We start from the raw sequence: 16,274 nt of genomic DNA, 5'->3' as shown, positions 1-16,274 counted from the left end.
CGATCTTAAGGTTTTTCTAATTAAACTAAGCTATACGCACGTTTCGTTTCTTCGTGGAACTTATTCGTATCGTATTTATGCTCAACATAAATTTGATGCCATACCATAAACGCAAGTACAGTCCAAATTTTACGGCTATAATCGCCTTTATCTGCACAATGTGCTTCCAGTAAGTTTAATACATACTGTTTGTCGATTAAATGCTCTGTTTTACTCTCGTTTATAATATTGATAGCCCAATCATGCATTTCGTCTTTTAACCAGTGACGAATTGGTACTGGGAATCCAAGTTTTTTACGATCTAATACGTGATCTGGAACGATTCCGCGTGCTGCTTCACGTAAAATAGCTTTCGTAGTTCCGTTAGCAATCTTAAATTCAGTTGGAATTTTAGATGCAACATCGAATACTTCTTTATCTAAGAACGGTACACGAAGTTCTAATGAGTTTGCCATTGTCATTTTATCAGCTTTTAATAAAATGTCACCGCGTAACCATGTGAACATGTCAATGTACTGCATTTTGCTTACATCATCATAATCTTTAATTTCGTTATACAATGGTTTCGTGATATCCATATAGTTAACACTTTCATTGTAATACTTCATTAATTCAACTTTCTCTTCTTCACGGAAGATTTTCGCGTTTCCATAGTAACGCTCTTCAATCGGCGTACATCCACGCTCTAGGAAGCTCTTTCCTTTAAAGCCTTCTTTAAGAGCACCACTTAATGCTTTTAGAACGCTCTTACCTGGGCTAGGAATGTAAGAGAACATTTTTAGTGAGTTTGGCTCACGATAAATGTTATAACCGCCAAATAGCTCGTCTGCACCTTCACCTGAAAGAACAACTGTTACATGCTTACGTGCTTCTTTTGCAACGAAGTACAATGGTACAGCTGCTGGATCTGCTAAAGGATCATCCATATGCCAAATGATTTTTGGGAACTCATCCATAAACTCTTTCGCTGAAATGAATACGTTATGGTTTTTAACGCCTAATTTCTCAGCAGTTTCTTTGGCAACATCAACTTCACTGAAACCACGTTGTTCAAAACCAATAGAGAATGTTAAAAGATTTGGATTCATTTCTCTTGCGATAGAAGCGATAATAGATGAATCGATACCACCAGATAAGAATGAACCTACTGGTACATCACTGCGCATATGCACTTTTACTGAATCATATAACACATCACGAATTGCTTGGATATGCTCCTCTTTCGTTGCGCTTGAAGCATTGAAATAAGGTTTCCAGTAGCGATGGATTTCCATCTCTTTACCGATTTCTTTTACGAAATAATGACCAGGCTCGATTTTATTAACATCAATTGTTAATGTTTCTGGCTCTGGACCATATTGGTACGTAAAGTAATGTTGTAGTGACGTTGGATTAACGCCTTTATCTTCCATCACATGCATAATACTTTTCTTCTCAGATGCGAAGAATGTAGTATCACCTTGTTGTGCGACGTATAAAGGTTTAATACCGAAGTGGTCACGTGCACCGAAAAGTTTCTTCTCTTCACGATCCCAAATCATAAATGCAAACATACCACGAAGATAGTCTACACATTTTTCTTTCATATGTGCATACAATGCAATGATAACTTCTGTATCTGATTGTGTTGCAAACGTTGCACCTTTTTCAAGTAACATTTCACGTAATTCTACATAATTGTAAATTTCACCATTAAAAATAATTACATATCGATCATTTTCATAAGTTAGCGGCTGATGTCCTGCCTCTAAGTCAATGATGCTTAAACGGCGGAAGCCAAATTGTACATGTTCATCACGAAAATATCCTTCGTCATCTGGACCGCGGTGGAAAATCATCGTGTTCATATTTTCAAATTGATGTTTTTCTGTTTCTGAAAACTCTCTAGGGTTTTCACATAAACATCCTACAAAACCACACATACTTCTTACCCTCTTTCAGTTTTCATTCTGTCTATATACTACTATATCAACCCTATTTATACTAGCATAATCAATTGAATATGGCGACCAAAAACTATAAAAAAATCACTCCATTTCACATTTTTAACAATTTTTTATGAAAACATGAAAACTAGGCAATCACCTTTCTCCGCTTTTGTCATATGATATTGCAAATTGATTTCTAGGAGGGAATACCATGAGTGAAGAAAAAAAAGACTCTTCTCGCCCACCGGTTCGCAATTATTTAAAGCAAATTGATGATTTCTTCGAGCAAACACCACTTCGCAATGTAATCGCTGATTTAAATCATTTTTTCCAAAAAGGAAATCGTTTATTAACATTCCCCGTAGATTTATATGAAGTTGGTGAAGAACTCGTTGTTACAGCTGAGCTACCAGGTATACAAAAAGAACAAATTCAAATTGAAATACAAAGTGAATACTTAAAAGTCTCTGTAAAAGAAGAGATACTTGAAGAGGTCGAGGAAGAAACATCTCATAACTATTATCGCCGAGAACGTTCCATTTCAGAAGCATCAAGATTGATTAAATTACCGTACTCAATTAATAAAAAAGCAGCGAAAGCTTCGTATCAAAACGGCGTGTTAGAAATTCGGGCACCAAAACTTCCACAACAACATGACATTTTATCCATAGACTAATGTAAAAAAAGAAGGGTGCTGTGCACCCTTCTTTTTAATCCACTAATCTCTTCATATCACGTATAATGTCTTCGTACGGCGTATTACTAATACCACTATACTTTTTCATTACTTTTCCGTTTTGATCAATTAAATAAAATGATGTACCATGTATAACTTGACCATCCTCAGGTTTATCTACAAGTGATTGGAAATTATCTTTTGAAAACTTTGTAATATCTTCTAATGAATAACCCGTTAATAAATTCCAGTTACTAGTATCCTCTGTAAACTTTTGAATGAAAGCCTTCAAATTCTCCGGCTTATCAAGGTCTGGATCTACACTAAACGAAACAAACTGAACGTCTAATTTCTCTTCTTTTGCCATTTTTTGCAGTTTTGCCATATTAGCAGTCATTGGCGGACAAACTGTTTGGCAATTTGTGAACATAAAATCAGCAACCCAAACTTTCCCTTTTAAATCTTTTGTACCAAATGACTTTCCATCTTGATTTGTAAATTGGAAAGTTTCTAAATCCCAATTCAATGGTTTACGAAGCTTTGAACCCGATCCACTACATCCAGCAAGTACAAAGAGACAAAATACAACCATAAGACCAATTATTTTTTGATAACGCTTCATTTATAAACCTCTTTTCTCTATCCTAAATTTAAATAGGTTATGTTTATCATAACAAAAGTTAACACTACGAGAAAATTGTTTACTACATTTGTTCACGAAATCGTACGAATTTACGTATGTTACTTCTTTATTTCAAGCTAATTACTAGACAAAATTTATTTTTTTACTATTATTTCTCTAAATAGAAGTTGCAAAACTAATTTTATTGTTACTTTTGTAAACGCATCCCCCTATTTTTTAACAATTCCTTAAACATTCATCCATGTTATACACTGTATTCCTTAACAACATTTCGGTACAATACAATTACAACGATTTTAAATGAGGTGATGTTCATGACAAAACGTTATGAAAACATGGATAATGTGAGTACAAAAAAATCAATTCGTTCCTTTATACGTTGGCGAAAAGAACGAAAACAAAATAAAAAGGATTTTTCTTTTTTAGTAGAACAATCACCTGTTAAACAAAGTAAATTCCTACAAAACAACTTTGAAAAGACGACTGTAACTTGGATTGGTCATTCCACATTCCTTATCCAAACGAATGGGCTAAATATATTAACAGATCCAGTATGGGCTACTAAATTAAAATTAGTTCCAAGACTTACTGAACCTGGTCTTTCTATACAAGAACTACCTAAAATTGATATTGTCCTCATTTCACACGGTCATTATGATCATTTAGATTTTTCAACGCTTCGCCAGCTAAATGATGATGTTTTATACCTTGTACCTATTGGACTGAAAAAACTATTTACTCGCAAAAAATTTACTCGTGTGGAAGAGCATAATTGGTGGGAAAATACAATCATTAATGATGTTTCCTTTCACTTCGTACCGGCCCAACACTGGACGAGAAGATCCTTATTTGATATGAATACATCTCACTGGGGTGGATGGATTATTAGCAATGAAACAACGAAAGAAACCATTTATTTTTGTGGTGACAGTGGATATTTCCAAGGTTTCAAAGAAATTGGCAAACGCTTTTCAATTGATATTGCCCTTATGCCAATTGGCGCTTATGAACCAGAATGGTTTATGAAAGTATCTCATGTTTCACCTGAAGAGGCAGTGCAAGCTTATTTAGATTTAAACGCTACACACTTTATACCGATGCATTACGGAGCCTTTGCCCTCGCCGATGAAACACCCCGCGAGGCAGTAACAAAGCTCCGAAATAATTGGAATTTACGTATGTTACCGTGGGAACAACTGCATGTACTCTTTTTAGGCCAAACTTTTACTTATAATAGCGCAACAAACGATAAGCAAGTAAATGAAAAAATTGAAACATTACACGTATAACGTAACTACTTATTTTCTATATCCAACATATACTATAGAAAATCATAAAGTAAAACTTTAATCAGTGGGTGTTTTCTATGAATGAATATTTACAGACTCGCTATATCATTAGCGGGAGTGCCTGTATAACCCTTCTTATTTCTTACTTTCTATTCACATAAAAAAGCTACTTGAAAATTCATTTCAAGTAGCTTTTTTATTACTCTGCTAAATACATAAATCCGATCGCACCCGGACCTGTATGAGTACTAATAATAGGCGTTGTAAAGAAAATTTCTGATTGAGCAAATCCACTCACTTTTTCAACAGCCGCTTTTACATTTTCAGCTAAAGGAATTGCTTTCGCGTGTGGAATTGCAACAGCTTTTACAACTTTTCCAGCTGTATCTTCCTCAAATAACTTAGCTAACGTTTTTACAATTTGACCTTGGCTACGCACTTTCGTAACAGGGTTATAAACACCATCTTCAAGGCTAGCAATTGGCTTTATATTAAGTAGCGAACCGATAAACGCTTTTCCTTTACCGATACGCCCACCCTTCACTAAATTTTCTAATGTATCTACTACTACATATAAACGAGTATTCTTTCTCACTTCATCTACACGTTTTAAAATTTCTTCTAGTGAGCGTCCTTCATTTGCCATTTTCGCAGCTTCTATTACTTGATATGCTAAAGCATGTGTAATAAATTGAGAATCAACAACTGTTACTTTTGTGTCGGTCATTGATGCAGCACTATTGGCAGTTGCCACAGTACCACTCATTCCACTTGTCATATGAATGGAAAGTACTTCACTTCCATCTTCACCTAACTTGTCATACATTTCTACAAATGTACCCATTGCCGGTTGTGATGTTTTTGGTAATTCCTCTGATTTAATCATTTCTTCAATAAATTCATCAGGTTGTAAATCAACGCGATCTAAATATGTTTGTCCATTTACAGAGATTGATAATGGTAGCACATGAATGCCATACTTTTCGATTACATCCTGCGTTAAATCCGCAGTTGAATCTGTTACAATTTTAATTTTTTGCATATTATATTCTTCCCTTTCCAATACGCTCTCCTTGTTATTATACTAGCATTCCCTGTGCTTTCAACAATTTCGAACAAATTTCACCAAATTAATTATATTTTTATACCTAAAATGAAAAAGACAGAGTTTACTAACCCTGTCCATACTCTGTATCATGCATTTTTTTCAAGGGTATTTGTTTTATATACATTTAAATAATCATTCCACTTCAAACAATTTTGCAAATATTCACGGAAAGAATACGAAAATCTTGGGTGCTTTTGTTTTTGAATTTTTGCAATAAATAATTGAAGACGAGACTGAATTAGAAACGATAATGGATGCTGTGCCTGTAGGACAGGGATTTCGAATATTTTAATACAATCCCCTGTTGAATGAGTGAAATAAAAACTTTTCGTAATCACAATATCAATCCTCTTTTTCATTGGATTTTTGAACTTCCTCTACTTTACGCTGTAACACGTTGTTTAAAGTGGAGACTTCTATGAATACAAAAGTATCCTTAGTCAATCCCTGTAGTCCTTTTGGTTAGAAGATTTATACTCTATTCATCCTCCGTCCTAAATATCCGATAAGACAGGAATCCCGTTATCCGTATATTGCTTAATAATTTTAGTATAAACTTAGCAAAGCGCAAAGTTTGTCTAAATTTTGGAGATTCTATAATTTTTTTCTTCTATATATTGTATACGTTTATATCTAAAGTATAACAAATAAATAAAAAAAGTGCCTTTATAACGAGGCACTTTTCGACTGTATTTCTTCTTCTCTTTTCTTTTTTCGCTTATTAACAATCTTTGATAAAGCGATACTAATTTCATAAATACAAATAAGCGGTACCGCTACTAAACTATGAGATAAAAAATCAGGCGGTGATATACACGATGCAATGATAATCAATGCTACGTAAGCATACCTTCTTATTTTTATTAGAAATTCCGCCGTTAACAGTCCAATACTCGTTAAAAACATGACAACTACAGGTAATTCAAAAATCACAGCAAATGGAACTGTTAAATTAAGTACAAAATGAAAATACTTTTCTGTCGTAAACATCGTATTAAACATTTCATTACCTATCGTAGTTAAAAAATGAAATAAAAACGGCATTACAACGAAATATCCAAAACATAAACCTGCAATAAATAATATAGACAATACCGGTATATACATTACTGTCATTTTTTGTTCATTTGGATGTAAACCCGGTTTTACAAATAACCAAATTTGTATAGCAGCAAAAGGAATTGTACAAACGATAGCAAATACTGTAGCAATCGAGAAAAAAATCCATAATACATCACTTGGACCGAGAACTGTTAATTTCATTGGTAAATCTTTTACTAGCCAAAAATAAATATCCTTCGTAAAAGTAAATCCGATAATTAAAAATAGGACAAAGGATAGCACTGTATATATTACTCGTTTGCGAAGCTCAACAATATGTTCTACTACGCTCATTTCCCGATCTTCCATCTCGTTCACCACACTTTATTTATCCATTTCGAGGAAAATCCATTACATTTTTTCTTTCTTTTCCTTGTCTTGAAATGCATCATCAGTCAATTCTTTCGTTGATTTCTTGAATTCTTTTAACGTTTCCCCTAAAGCCTTTCCGATTTCCGGCAATTTTTTCGGCCCAAACAAAATAAGTACAGCTACTAAAATTAAAATTAATCCTGGAAAGCCAATATTTGAAAACATTTCTCCATCCCCTTTATTAGTAGATTCCTTGTCCTACTATTGCATAATTTTATTTTGTCAAAAAAGTTTGAAAACGTCAACAAATCCATTGCCTTTTGTCAAAAAAATTCAAAAATATAATCAATTATACAAATTTCATTTTCTATTGCCCTTGTGTATGATATGGTAAGGGAAACGACATATTATTTTATGATAGTAGAAAGGATTTGCATTATGACTGAAAAAATGACACGAATGACGCAATTTGTGAAAGAAGAAATTGCAAATGCAATTACCCATGGTATCGGTGCCATTTTAAGCATCCCTGCCTTAATTATATTAATTATTCATGCCTCTAAGCATGGTACCGCATCTGCTGTATTTGCATTTACGGTTTATGGTGTAAGCATGTTCTTACTGTACTTGTTTTCTACATTGTTACATAGCATTCACCATCCAAAAGTAGAAAAATTATTTACTATACTAGATCACTCAGCCATTTATTTATTAATCGCTGGCACATATACTCCTTTTTTACTGATTACACTTCGTGGACCATTAGGCTGGACGTTACTCGCTATTATATGGACACTAGCAATCGGGGGTATCATCTTCAAAATTTTCTTTGTACGTCGCTTTATTAAAGCATCAACATTATGTTATATCATAATGGGATGGCTCATAATCGTTGCTATTAAACCACTTTATGAAAATCTAACTGGACATGGTTTTTCACTACTTTTAGCAGGCGGAATTTTATATTCTGTAGGGGCTATATTCTTCCTTTGGGAAAAATTACCTTTCAATCATGCCATTTGGCATCTTTTCGTTTTAGGTGGTAGTGCGATGATGTTCTTCTGCGTACTCTTTTATGTCTTACCTACAGCGTAATAAAAAGGTTTCAGCTTAATGTAAGCTGAAACCTTTTTTATTACTTATGTAATTGTGATGCGATAACGTCCTGTGTATGTTTCGTTAACTCTTTAATATCCATATTCGCATACTCTTCAGGTGTAATCGGCTTAGAAATTGTTACTGTTGCATGAGCTGGTTTCATACGGTTGCCATTCGCTTCAAACATTTTATATGTCCCATCTAATGTTACAGGTAAGATTGCTACACCAGATTTTACTGCAAGGTGAAAACTCCCAGCCTTAAACTCTCCGATTTCGCCACCCTTACTTCTCGTCCCTTCTGGGAAAATTACGATAGAATGTCCATTCTTTAATAGTTCAATTCCATCTTTAATCGCTTGAAGAGATTGACGACGATCATTACGAACCATAAATACACAATTCATAAGTTCCATCCAAGTTGGTACAACTGGAAACTTCTTAATCTCTGCTTTTGAAACGAATCCAATTGGCTTATTTAAGTAACCTAATAATACGGGAATGTCCATATTACTTTGATGATTACTTACAACTAGTACCGGCTTATCTTTAGGAACATTTTCAAGTCCCTTTACTTCAACTGCCCCACCAGCTACACGTACCATTTTCTTACCAAACCAATTTGTCGTTTTATACACAACATTATCTTTTTCTTGTGGCGACATCGTATTTACTTGTTTTTTCAGACGCCACATTCTCGGTGTAATCGCAATTACGATTAAAATTAAATAAAAGATTTTAAAAAACGTTTGAATCATACAGAACCCCCACCTATTATCATTCCGACCTTCATTATACTAGACAAACGAAGGAAAAAGAAGAAAAAATGTCCAAACAACAAGTGCTTGGACATTTTTAAGTATTCTATATTAGAAACGTTTTGCTAATTCACGAGCATTAGCAATTGCTGCTTCTTTAATTTCTGGTGCTTTTTCAGGGTTTGCATTCATACCTTCAACTGCAATATATTCAGTTTCATTTACACCGATAAATCCTAATACTGTTTTTAAGTGATTGCGGCCGAAGTCTACAGCTGCGTACGCTCCTTCAGAATAAATGCCACCTGTTGCTTGAATGTGAAGTGCTTTTTTGCCTTCTAATAAGCCAACTGGTCCATTTTCAGTATATTTGAATGTTTTACCTGCGATTGCTAAGTTATCTAAGTATGCTTTTACTACTGGTGGATAGCTAAAGTTCCACATTGGAGTTACGAATACATAACGATCCGCATGCATAAATGTTTCTAAGTTTGTGTTCATTGCTGCAACTTTTTGTTGTTGAACTTCAGTTAAAGTTTCAAAGCCTTCACCTGCTGCAAATTTACCCCAAGCAGCGAATACATCTGCATCGATTGCTGGTACTGTAGTGTTGAATAAATCAATTGTTACAACTTCGTCTTGTGGATGTTCGTTTTTATAAGCTTCGATGAAAGCTTCCCCTACTGCCACTCCGAAAGAACCTTCTGCTGAATTTGGATTTGCTGTAATAAATAGTACTTTTGTCATTGTATTCTCTCCCTTTTACACACTTTATCTTTAATTTGAGATTTATAATTCGAAAGTAAATAACTTACCTTATGTAAGTATAATACAAAAAGTCGTGTGTGATGTCAATAAAAAATAGCTACTTTTTTTTCGTAAGTTAATGATTTATTTTGTTTCTTTAAAATTCAGTATATAGATATTAAGAATTTTTTCATACAAAAAGGCTATCTCTACAAATTATAGAGATAGCCTTTTATTACATGTTATTTTTGAAACACATGTTTCACTTTTTCAGCCGGAATATTACTTCCGCCTCTACCTTTTACATCTTCAATCATCATTGTAATGACCATATCTGGTGAATTTAAATCAAATGCAGCGAACCAGCCTAGTTCTTTTCCTTCGGCCTCTTTTGATACTTTCAATTCCGCTGTACCTGTTTTTCCAGCAAGCGTCTTACCATCAATTTTAGCAATTTTTCCAGTACCATCTGGATCATTAATTACTTTCGTCATAGCAGTCTTTAATATATCCTGATTGCCTTTTGAAATTACATTCTCTTTCCAAACTTTTGGTTGCTTATCTGTTTTAATAATATATGGAGAAGGTATGTTTCCATCATTAACAATTGGTGCGTACGTTAATGCTAGATGGAGTGGCGTCATTAATACTTGCCCTTGTCCATAACCTGTGTCTGCCATTTGAATATCATTTTTAATTCCATCATTTGCGATTTTAGAAGCTGGGAATCCGTATTCAATTGGTAATTTCTCATCAAATCCGAATTTTTTCGCCTCAGCCATAAATTTATCTTTTCCAATTTTCAAAGCTTCTTGTGCGAAATAAATATTATCCGAGTATTTCATTGCCTTATCAAAATCAATCGGATTCGCATCTTTTACACGTGTTACGTAATAATTGCCCCAAGAAGAATCTTTCGTCCATTTCAGTCCTTCAATTTTCAATTCTTCTTTTGGATCGATTGTTTTCGTTTCAAGACCAATTGCACCTGTAATCGGCTTAAATACAGAACCTGGTACCGATAATTGTGTAAATCGATTCGTCATCGGTTTTTTCGGATCATTATTCCAAGCCTCGCGTTGTGCTTTTGATGTTCCTCGTGCAATTAAATTAGGATTATAAGCTGGACTACTTACAAGAGCAATAGTTTCTCCACTTTTCGGATTAATTGCCGCACTTGAACCAGCTTCTCCCTTCATTTCATTATACGTTTTTTCTTGAACAACACTATCGATAGTTAAAGTTACATTTTCTCCATCAACAGCATCTGTCTTCGCTAAATTTTTAATTTCTTTTCCCTGTGCATCTTCCATGAAGACACGGCCACCTTTTTTCCCGCGTAGCTGTTCTTCCAATACTTGCTCTAATCCAGCCTTACCAACTGGCTCATCGGCTTGATAGCCTTTCTTTTGAAGCGTTTTTAAATCTTCAGCATTTACTTTTCCGATATAACCAGTAAGATGCGCTGCTGCTTCCCCTAACGGATATGTACGAACATTTACAGGTTTTGCTGCAACACCTGGTAAATTGATGTACGTATTTTGCGTTGCTCCCTCAGGCAAAATTCCAATTGGTACGAGATACCCTGGTTTTACCCATTTCGCAGCTAGTTTTTGATCAATCTCTTCTACAGACATATTTAACAACTTCGCTACTGCTTCTTTCGTTTGCGGAGCAGTTTCATCTAATTTTTCTGGAACAATTCCAATCTCAGAAGCTTTCCCATTCGTCGCAAGACCTTTTCCATTACGATCGTATATTTCACCACGTTTTGGTTGTGTTGTTTGCATACGCACTTTACTATCTTTTGTCATACCTGGGAATATAAAATCAGGAGTCCAATCTATTTTCCAAGATTCTTTATCTCCATCTTTTTCTTTCACCATTTTTGCTTCATGACCAAAAGTGATTTTACCACCAACTGTATCCATACTTACTTTAAAAGGAACAGGACCTTCATCTTTTTTATCTTCTTTTAGTTCTCCTACTTCTACTTTTAAGTTTTTCACTTCAATGCCAGAATAAATTTTTTCATATTTCTCAGTGAACTCTTTCTTTGAAATATCTTTTTTTGCCTTTTCGGATAATTGATCATACATTTCTGCAAATTTTTGTTTATTCCATGCTTTTGTATATGTATCAAACGCTTCTTGTGGTTTTTCTTCTTTACCACATCCAACTAACATGAACGTTAAGCAAAGAAAAAGAATCCCCCATATCTTTCTCAATCGATTCTCCTCCTCTTTCTATATGAATACTTTTGAAAATTTTAGCATTTTTACATGCTAGATTTCATTATAGCACTATTGAATATCATCTATAAACTTATATTAACGAATACAAATAAAAAGATTGATGTGAATTTCACATCAATCCTTATTATTATTGTTGCTTCTCATATACATGATAATAGTACGTATACGGATTCTTTTCATCCGTTAAACCTTTTTCAACAAAAACTTCTTTCCAATTTGTCATATCCATTTCTGGGAAGAATGTATCTCCTTCAAATGCATGATGGATTTTTGTTATATATAACTTGTCTACGTAAGGTAAAAAGAGATCATAAATTTGTGCTCCGCCGAAAATAAAGATTTCCTCTTCATTTTTGCATAGTTCAAACACTTCTTCTACAGAATGTGCTACTTCACAACCTTCAACATGATACCCTTCATTACGAGTTACAATAATATTACGTCTTCCAGGCAGTGGTCTACCAATCGCTTCGTAGTTCTTTCTGCCCATAATAAGTGAATGGCCCATCGTTGTTTTTTTTACATACTGTAATTCACTCGGTAAACGCCAAGGTAAATTATTATCTTTGCCAATTACTCTATTCTCGTCCATTGCGACCATAAATGAAACAATCATTTTTTCATCTCCTCTACAATTATACTGCAACCGGTGCTTTAATTGCTGGGTGTGGATCATATCCTTCAATCGTTAAATCTTCCATTTCAAAATCAAACACAGATTTCACATCTGGATTTAATGTAAGTTCCGGGAATGGACGTGGTTTACGTGCCAATTGCTTTTCTACTTGTTCAAAATGATTCGTATAAATGTGTGCATCTCCAATTGTATGAACAAATTCTCCCACTTCAAGACCACATTCATGTGCGATTAAATGTGTTAGTAATGAGTAACTTGCAATGTTAAATGGAATTCCAAGGAATATATCTCCACTTCTTTGATATAGCTGACAAGAAAGTTTGCCATCCGCTACATAAAATTGGAATAGCGTATGACAAGGCGGTAATGCCATACTTGGTACATCTTCAGGATTCCAAGCAGAAACAATTAGGCGACGTGAGTCTGGCGTTTTTTTAATCATTTCAATTACATCTTTTAATTGATCAAGTGTCTCACCAGCTGTCGTTTTCCAAGCACGCCACTGCTTACCGTATACGTCTCCTAAATAACCATATTTATTTGAGAAATCATCATCTTCTAAAACGTTCTTTTTAAACAATTCCATTTGCTCATCGTACTGCACTTTAAATTCCTCATCTTGTTGTGAGCGAAGACCGAAATCAGTCATATCAGGACCAGTATACTCATCGCTTTCTACCCAGCTCTTAAATGCCCATTCATTCCAAATATTATTATTATGCTGCAATAAATAACGAATATTTGTATCACCTTTCATAAACCAAAGCAGTTCACTTGCTACAAGGCGAAACGGCACTCTCTTTGTCGTTAATAAAGGAAAACCTTTACTTAGATCAAAACGCATTTGATATCCAAATACAGATACAGTGCCTGTCCCTGTACGATCTTCTTTCTTCGTACCATTCTCCATTACATGGCGGCATAAATTTAAGTATTCATTTTCAGCATGTTTCATATGTAGTAAAACCTTCTTTCAATCGTGTATGAAATTTATCATAACATGAAAAATAGTAAATTTAATCATCCTAATCAATAAAAAATATTTCTATATTAACAGAATTCTACCCCTTTATATTTTTACAAAAGGTAAATTTATAATCGCCTGATCCTAAATCCTTTTCAATGTTATGTTCTGCTTTCCAATTCGTTTCGTCTATCCGCAATGTAGTGCTTGTATTTGGTGGTACAGAAATCTTGAGAAAGGCTTGTTCATTTTCTACACGCCACTCAATCTTAATTTCTCCATAAGCTGTCTCACGTTTTACTCTAATCCATTCTAAATTCGAATCAAAATGTGGTTGTACATAAAAATGTTTATATGCAGGTTTTGTCTCATCCATTTCTAATCCAATAATATATCGGTATATCCATTCAACGATAGAGCCATATGCGTAATGATTATAAGAATTCATACTATCATTCCAAAGTGTTCCATCCTCTTTCACGCCATCCCAATGTTCCCAAATCGTTGTGGCACCTTTTTTCACTTGGTATAACCATGATGGATAATCTTCATAAAATAGAAGCTTACAAGCAAGGTCATGCCTGTTAAACTTGCTTAATATTAAATTCAAATACGGTGTTCCTAAAAAAACTGTTGTTAAATGATTTTTATTTTCTTTTAATAGCTCAATTAAGCGATTAAATACTTTCTCCTTCACATCATCTTTCACTAGTTCAAAAAGAAGTACTAATATGTGGGCTGTTTGGGTATTTGAAATTAACCTTCCATTCGGTGTAACGAATTCATTTTGAAACGCTTGAACAATATTTCCATGTAACTCTGCATAAAACTTAGCATCTGTAGTTTCATCTAAAATCTCAGCAATTCTTCGTAAAAGCGATGTAGAATACGCATAATAAGCTGTCGCAATAAAATGCTTGTCTGTTCCGCCTTCATATACATCTGGTTTCGTATCTAATGCAAGCCAATCTCCTAAATGATAGCCTGTATCCCATAAATACTCGTTCTCACCTTGTGAACGTATGTAATCTATATACTTCTTCATACTGTTATATTGTTCTTTTAAAATCGATACATCTCCGTAATGTAAATAATGAACCCACGGGCATATAATTGCTGCATCGCCCCAACCACCAGAAGTATGTAAATCAAAATCCGCTCTTTTCCCAAAAGCATCTGGAATAACTAAAGGCACAGCTCCATTAACATTTTGATCTAATGATAAATCTTGGAGCCACTTTTTAAAGAACAATTGTACATTCATAATTTGCGTAGCTGTCCCAATGAACATTTGTGCATCTCCGGTCCATCCAAGTCGATCATCTCGCTGCGGACAATCTGTTGGCACATCAAAAAAGTTCCCTCTTTGAGACCATTCCACATTATGATGAAGTTGATTGATTAATGGATTAGACGTTTCAAATTCAGTCGCTTTTTCCATATCCGTATGTAATACAATCCCTTCAAAATCTGTTATTTGAGGTGGCTGGGTTAATCCACTTATTTTCACATACCTAAAGCCTTGATATGTAAAATGAGGTTCAAACGTTTCCTCTTCTTCTCCTTTTGCTATATACACTATTTTTTGTTTTGCCTTTCGGAGATTTCCGGTGTAAAAACTACCGTCTTTATTCAATATTTCAGCATGATGCAATTCTATCTTTTGGCCAATATAAACATGACGGACTGTAAATTGAACCCAACCTACCATATTTTGCCCCATATCAATGAGCCATTCGTGATTCGGTAGTTTTGAAATAGAAATCGGTTTTATAATTTTCATTTTACGAATTGCTTCGTTTTCTTGCGCAACAAGTATTTGTTTGGAATGCTCAATTACTTCAACATCTTCTAGCCTTTGCCCACTTTCTTCTAGCCTAGCGTCGTAAACCTCCCCTTCATAAATTTCTGAATACAAAATTGGGCTTGGTGTTACCTTCCATGTTTCGTCTGTTACAATTTTTTCTTTCGTTCCATCTTCATACGTTATATGTACTTGAGCAATTATCACACGTCTTCTACCGTAATAATTACGTACATGATGCATGGTAAGTGGTCCCTTATACCAGCCATTACCTACCAGAACCGAAATAGTATTCTGCTCACCCTTTAATAAATGCGTTATATCATACGTTTGATACAGTACTCTCTTATCATAACTTGTCCATCCAGGGGTAAAATAACAATCTCCAATGCGCTCTCCATTTATAGAAGCCTCGTATAATCCTAAACTTGTGATATATAAACGCGCTTTTTTAACTACTTTTTTAATAGTAAAATTTTTATTAAAGGACATAACTTGCGTTCGTTCTTTTTTCGCAGCAATCCAGTTCCCGCTCCAGTTATCTTGCCCTTGTAATCCAGTCTCCCAAAATGCTACTTCTGACCAAGATGATTCTTCTCCGTAATTATCCCATACCTTTACCCGGTAAAAATAACGCGTTTCCGCTCTGTATGAAAATGAATTGATTGGTATATGTAAACTTTGATCTGTTTCTACTTTTTGCGAATCAAACATGATAATTTCAAAGTCTATATCCTTCGCAACCTGCAATTGATAAGCAAGTTGTTTTACATTTCGGTTACTCGACTCAAGCAGCCAACTCATTTTAACAACTTTTGAATCTATACCTATCGGATTTTTTTTATTATCGCAAAGCACTCCCTTTATTGTTAGCACACTTCTTCACCATCTTTTCTATATCTTAATTTAAATTAATTATAATAAAAATAAAATTCTAAACAAATAATAATTTCAT

At 34.4% G+C, this 16,274-nt stretch carries 15 protein-coding genes; 3 read left to right on the top strand and 12 right to left on the bottom strand.

All coding sequences use genetic code 11. From position 1 onward, the window contains the following. Positions 1-20 precede the first annotated feature (20 nt). The gene (gene asnB / locus DN393_RS02410; protein ID WP_000333826.1) at positions 21-1,922 is read right to left on the bottom strand and encodes an asparagine synthase (glutamine-hydrolyzing); all 1,902 of its coding nucleotides are present in this window, start codon (positions 1,920-1,922) and stop codon (positions 21-23) included. A 217-nt stretch (positions 1,923-2,139) separates the two neighbouring features. Here asnB and DN393_RS02405 point away from each other — a divergent pair, with 217 nt between their 5' ends. Beyond that, positions 2,140-2,604 carry an Hsp20/alpha crystallin family protein gene (locus DN393_RS02405; RefSeq protein ID WP_001288088.1) on the top strand — a complete coding sequence of 155 codons (465 nt, stop codon included), beginning with the start codon at positions 2,140-2,142 and terminating at the stop codon, positions 2,602-2,604. Between the two features lie 34 nt (positions 2,605-2,638). Here DN393_RS02405 and DN393_RS02400 read toward each other — a convergent pair whose 3' ends face one another. Continuing rightward, entirely contained in the window at positions 2,639-3,226 is a 588-nt protein-coding gene (locus DN393_RS02400; protein ID WP_046959312.1) for an SCO family protein, read from the bottom strand. 335 nt (positions 3,227-3,561) lie between these two features. On the opposite strand from DN393_RS02400, the gene DN393_RS02395 reads away from it, so the two are divergent. After that, a complete protein-coding gene (locus tag DN393_RS02395) occupies positions 3,562-4,536 on the top strand; it encodes an MBL fold metallo-hydrolase (protein ID WP_088046797.1) in 975 nt (324 codons plus the stop codon). Positions 4,537-4,735: 199 nt separating this feature from the next. On the opposite strand, the gene DN393_RS02390 is transcribed toward DN393_RS02395, so the two are convergent. From DN393_RS02390 to DN393_RS02375, 4 genes are all read right to left on the bottom strand, one after another. Next, positions 4,736-5,578 (bottom strand): DegV family protein, encoded by an 843-nt coding sequence (locus DN393_RS02390; protein WP_033657798.1) that lies wholly within the window; start codon positions 5,576-5,578, stop codon positions 4,736-4,738. 152 nt (positions 5,579-5,730) lie between these two features. Then, on the bottom strand, positions 5,731-5,982 hold the full coding sequence (locus tag DN393_RS02385) for a DUF2535 family protein (protein ID WP_000629012.1): 252 nt from the start codon (positions 5,980-5,982) through the stop codon (positions 5,731-5,733). A gap of 328 nt (positions 5,983-6,310) precedes the next feature. Then, positions 6,311-7,054, bottom strand: coding sequence for a twin-arginine translocase subunit TatC (gene tatC / locus DN393_RS02380; RefSeq protein ID WP_000390124.1), 744 nt, complete (start codon positions 7,052-7,054; stop codon positions 6,311-6,313). 42 nt (positions 7,055-7,096) lie between these two features. Next, a complete protein-coding gene (locus DN393_RS02375) occupies positions 7,097-7,282 on the bottom strand; it encodes a twin-arginine translocase TatA/TatE family subunit (protein WP_064477362.1) in 186 nt (61 codons plus the stop codon). Positions 7,283-7,495: 213 nt separating this feature from the next. Between DN393_RS02375 and trhA the strand changes: the two genes are divergently transcribed. Beyond that, entirely contained in the window at positions 7,496-8,152 is a 657-nt protein-coding gene (gene trhA, locus DN393_RS02370; protein WP_064477363.1) for a PAQR family membrane homeostasis protein TrhA, read from the top strand. 40 nt (positions 8,153-8,192) lie between these two features. On the opposite strand, the gene DN393_RS02365 is transcribed toward trhA, so the two are convergent. The 6 genes from DN393_RS02365 to DN393_RS02340 all read right to left on the bottom strand — a co-directional run bounded on the left by DN393_RS02365 (position 8,193) and on the right by DN393_RS02340 (position 16,195). Then, positions 8,193-8,912 (bottom strand): lysophospholipid acyltransferase family protein, encoded by a 720-nt coding sequence (locus DN393_RS02365; protein WP_064477364.1) that lies wholly within the window; start codon positions 8,910-8,912, stop codon positions 8,193-8,195. 111 nt (positions 8,913-9,023) lie between these two features. After that, a complete protein-coding gene (locus DN393_RS02360; RefSeq protein WP_064477365.1) occupies positions 9,024-9,659 on the bottom strand; it encodes an FMN-dependent NADH-azoreductase in 636 nt (211 codons plus the stop codon). A gap of 242 nt (positions 9,660-9,901) precedes the next feature. Further along, positions 9,902-11,887 (bottom strand): penicillin-binding protein 3, encoded by a 1,986-nt coding sequence (gene pbpC, locus DN393_RS02355; RefSeq protein WP_064477366.1) that lies wholly within the window; start codon positions 11,885-11,887, stop codon positions 9,902-9,904. A gap of 154 nt (positions 11,888-12,041) precedes the next feature. Further along, positions 12,042-12,530, bottom strand: a complete 489-nt coding sequence (locus DN393_RS02350) for a dihydrofolate reductase (protein ID WP_000637214.1) — start codon at positions 12,528-12,530, stop codon at positions 12,042-12,044. Between the two features lie 19 nt (positions 12,531-12,549). Further along, the gene (locus tag DN393_RS02345; protein ID WP_149173293.1) at positions 12,550-13,506 is read right to left on the bottom strand and encodes a thymidylate synthase; all 957 of its coding nucleotides are present in this window, start codon (positions 13,504-13,506) and stop codon (positions 12,550-12,552) included. A gap of 106 nt (positions 13,507-13,612) precedes the next feature. Then, positions 13,613-16,195, bottom strand: a complete 2,583-nt coding sequence (locus DN393_RS02340) for an alpha-L-rhamnosidase (protein WP_149173292.1) — start codon at positions 16,193-16,195, stop codon at positions 13,613-13,615. Between the last annotated feature and the right edge of the window lie 79 nt (positions 16,196-16,274).

The sequence above is a fragment of the Bacillus sp. BPN334 genome (assembly GCF_008368885.1).
Lineage (GTDB): Bacteria > Bacillota > Bacilli > Bacillales > Bacillaceae_G > Bacillus_A > Bacillus_A wiedmannii.
The sequence above is the reverse complement of the archived record's forward strand: the minus strand, read 5'-3'. Positions and strand labels throughout refer to the sequence as shown.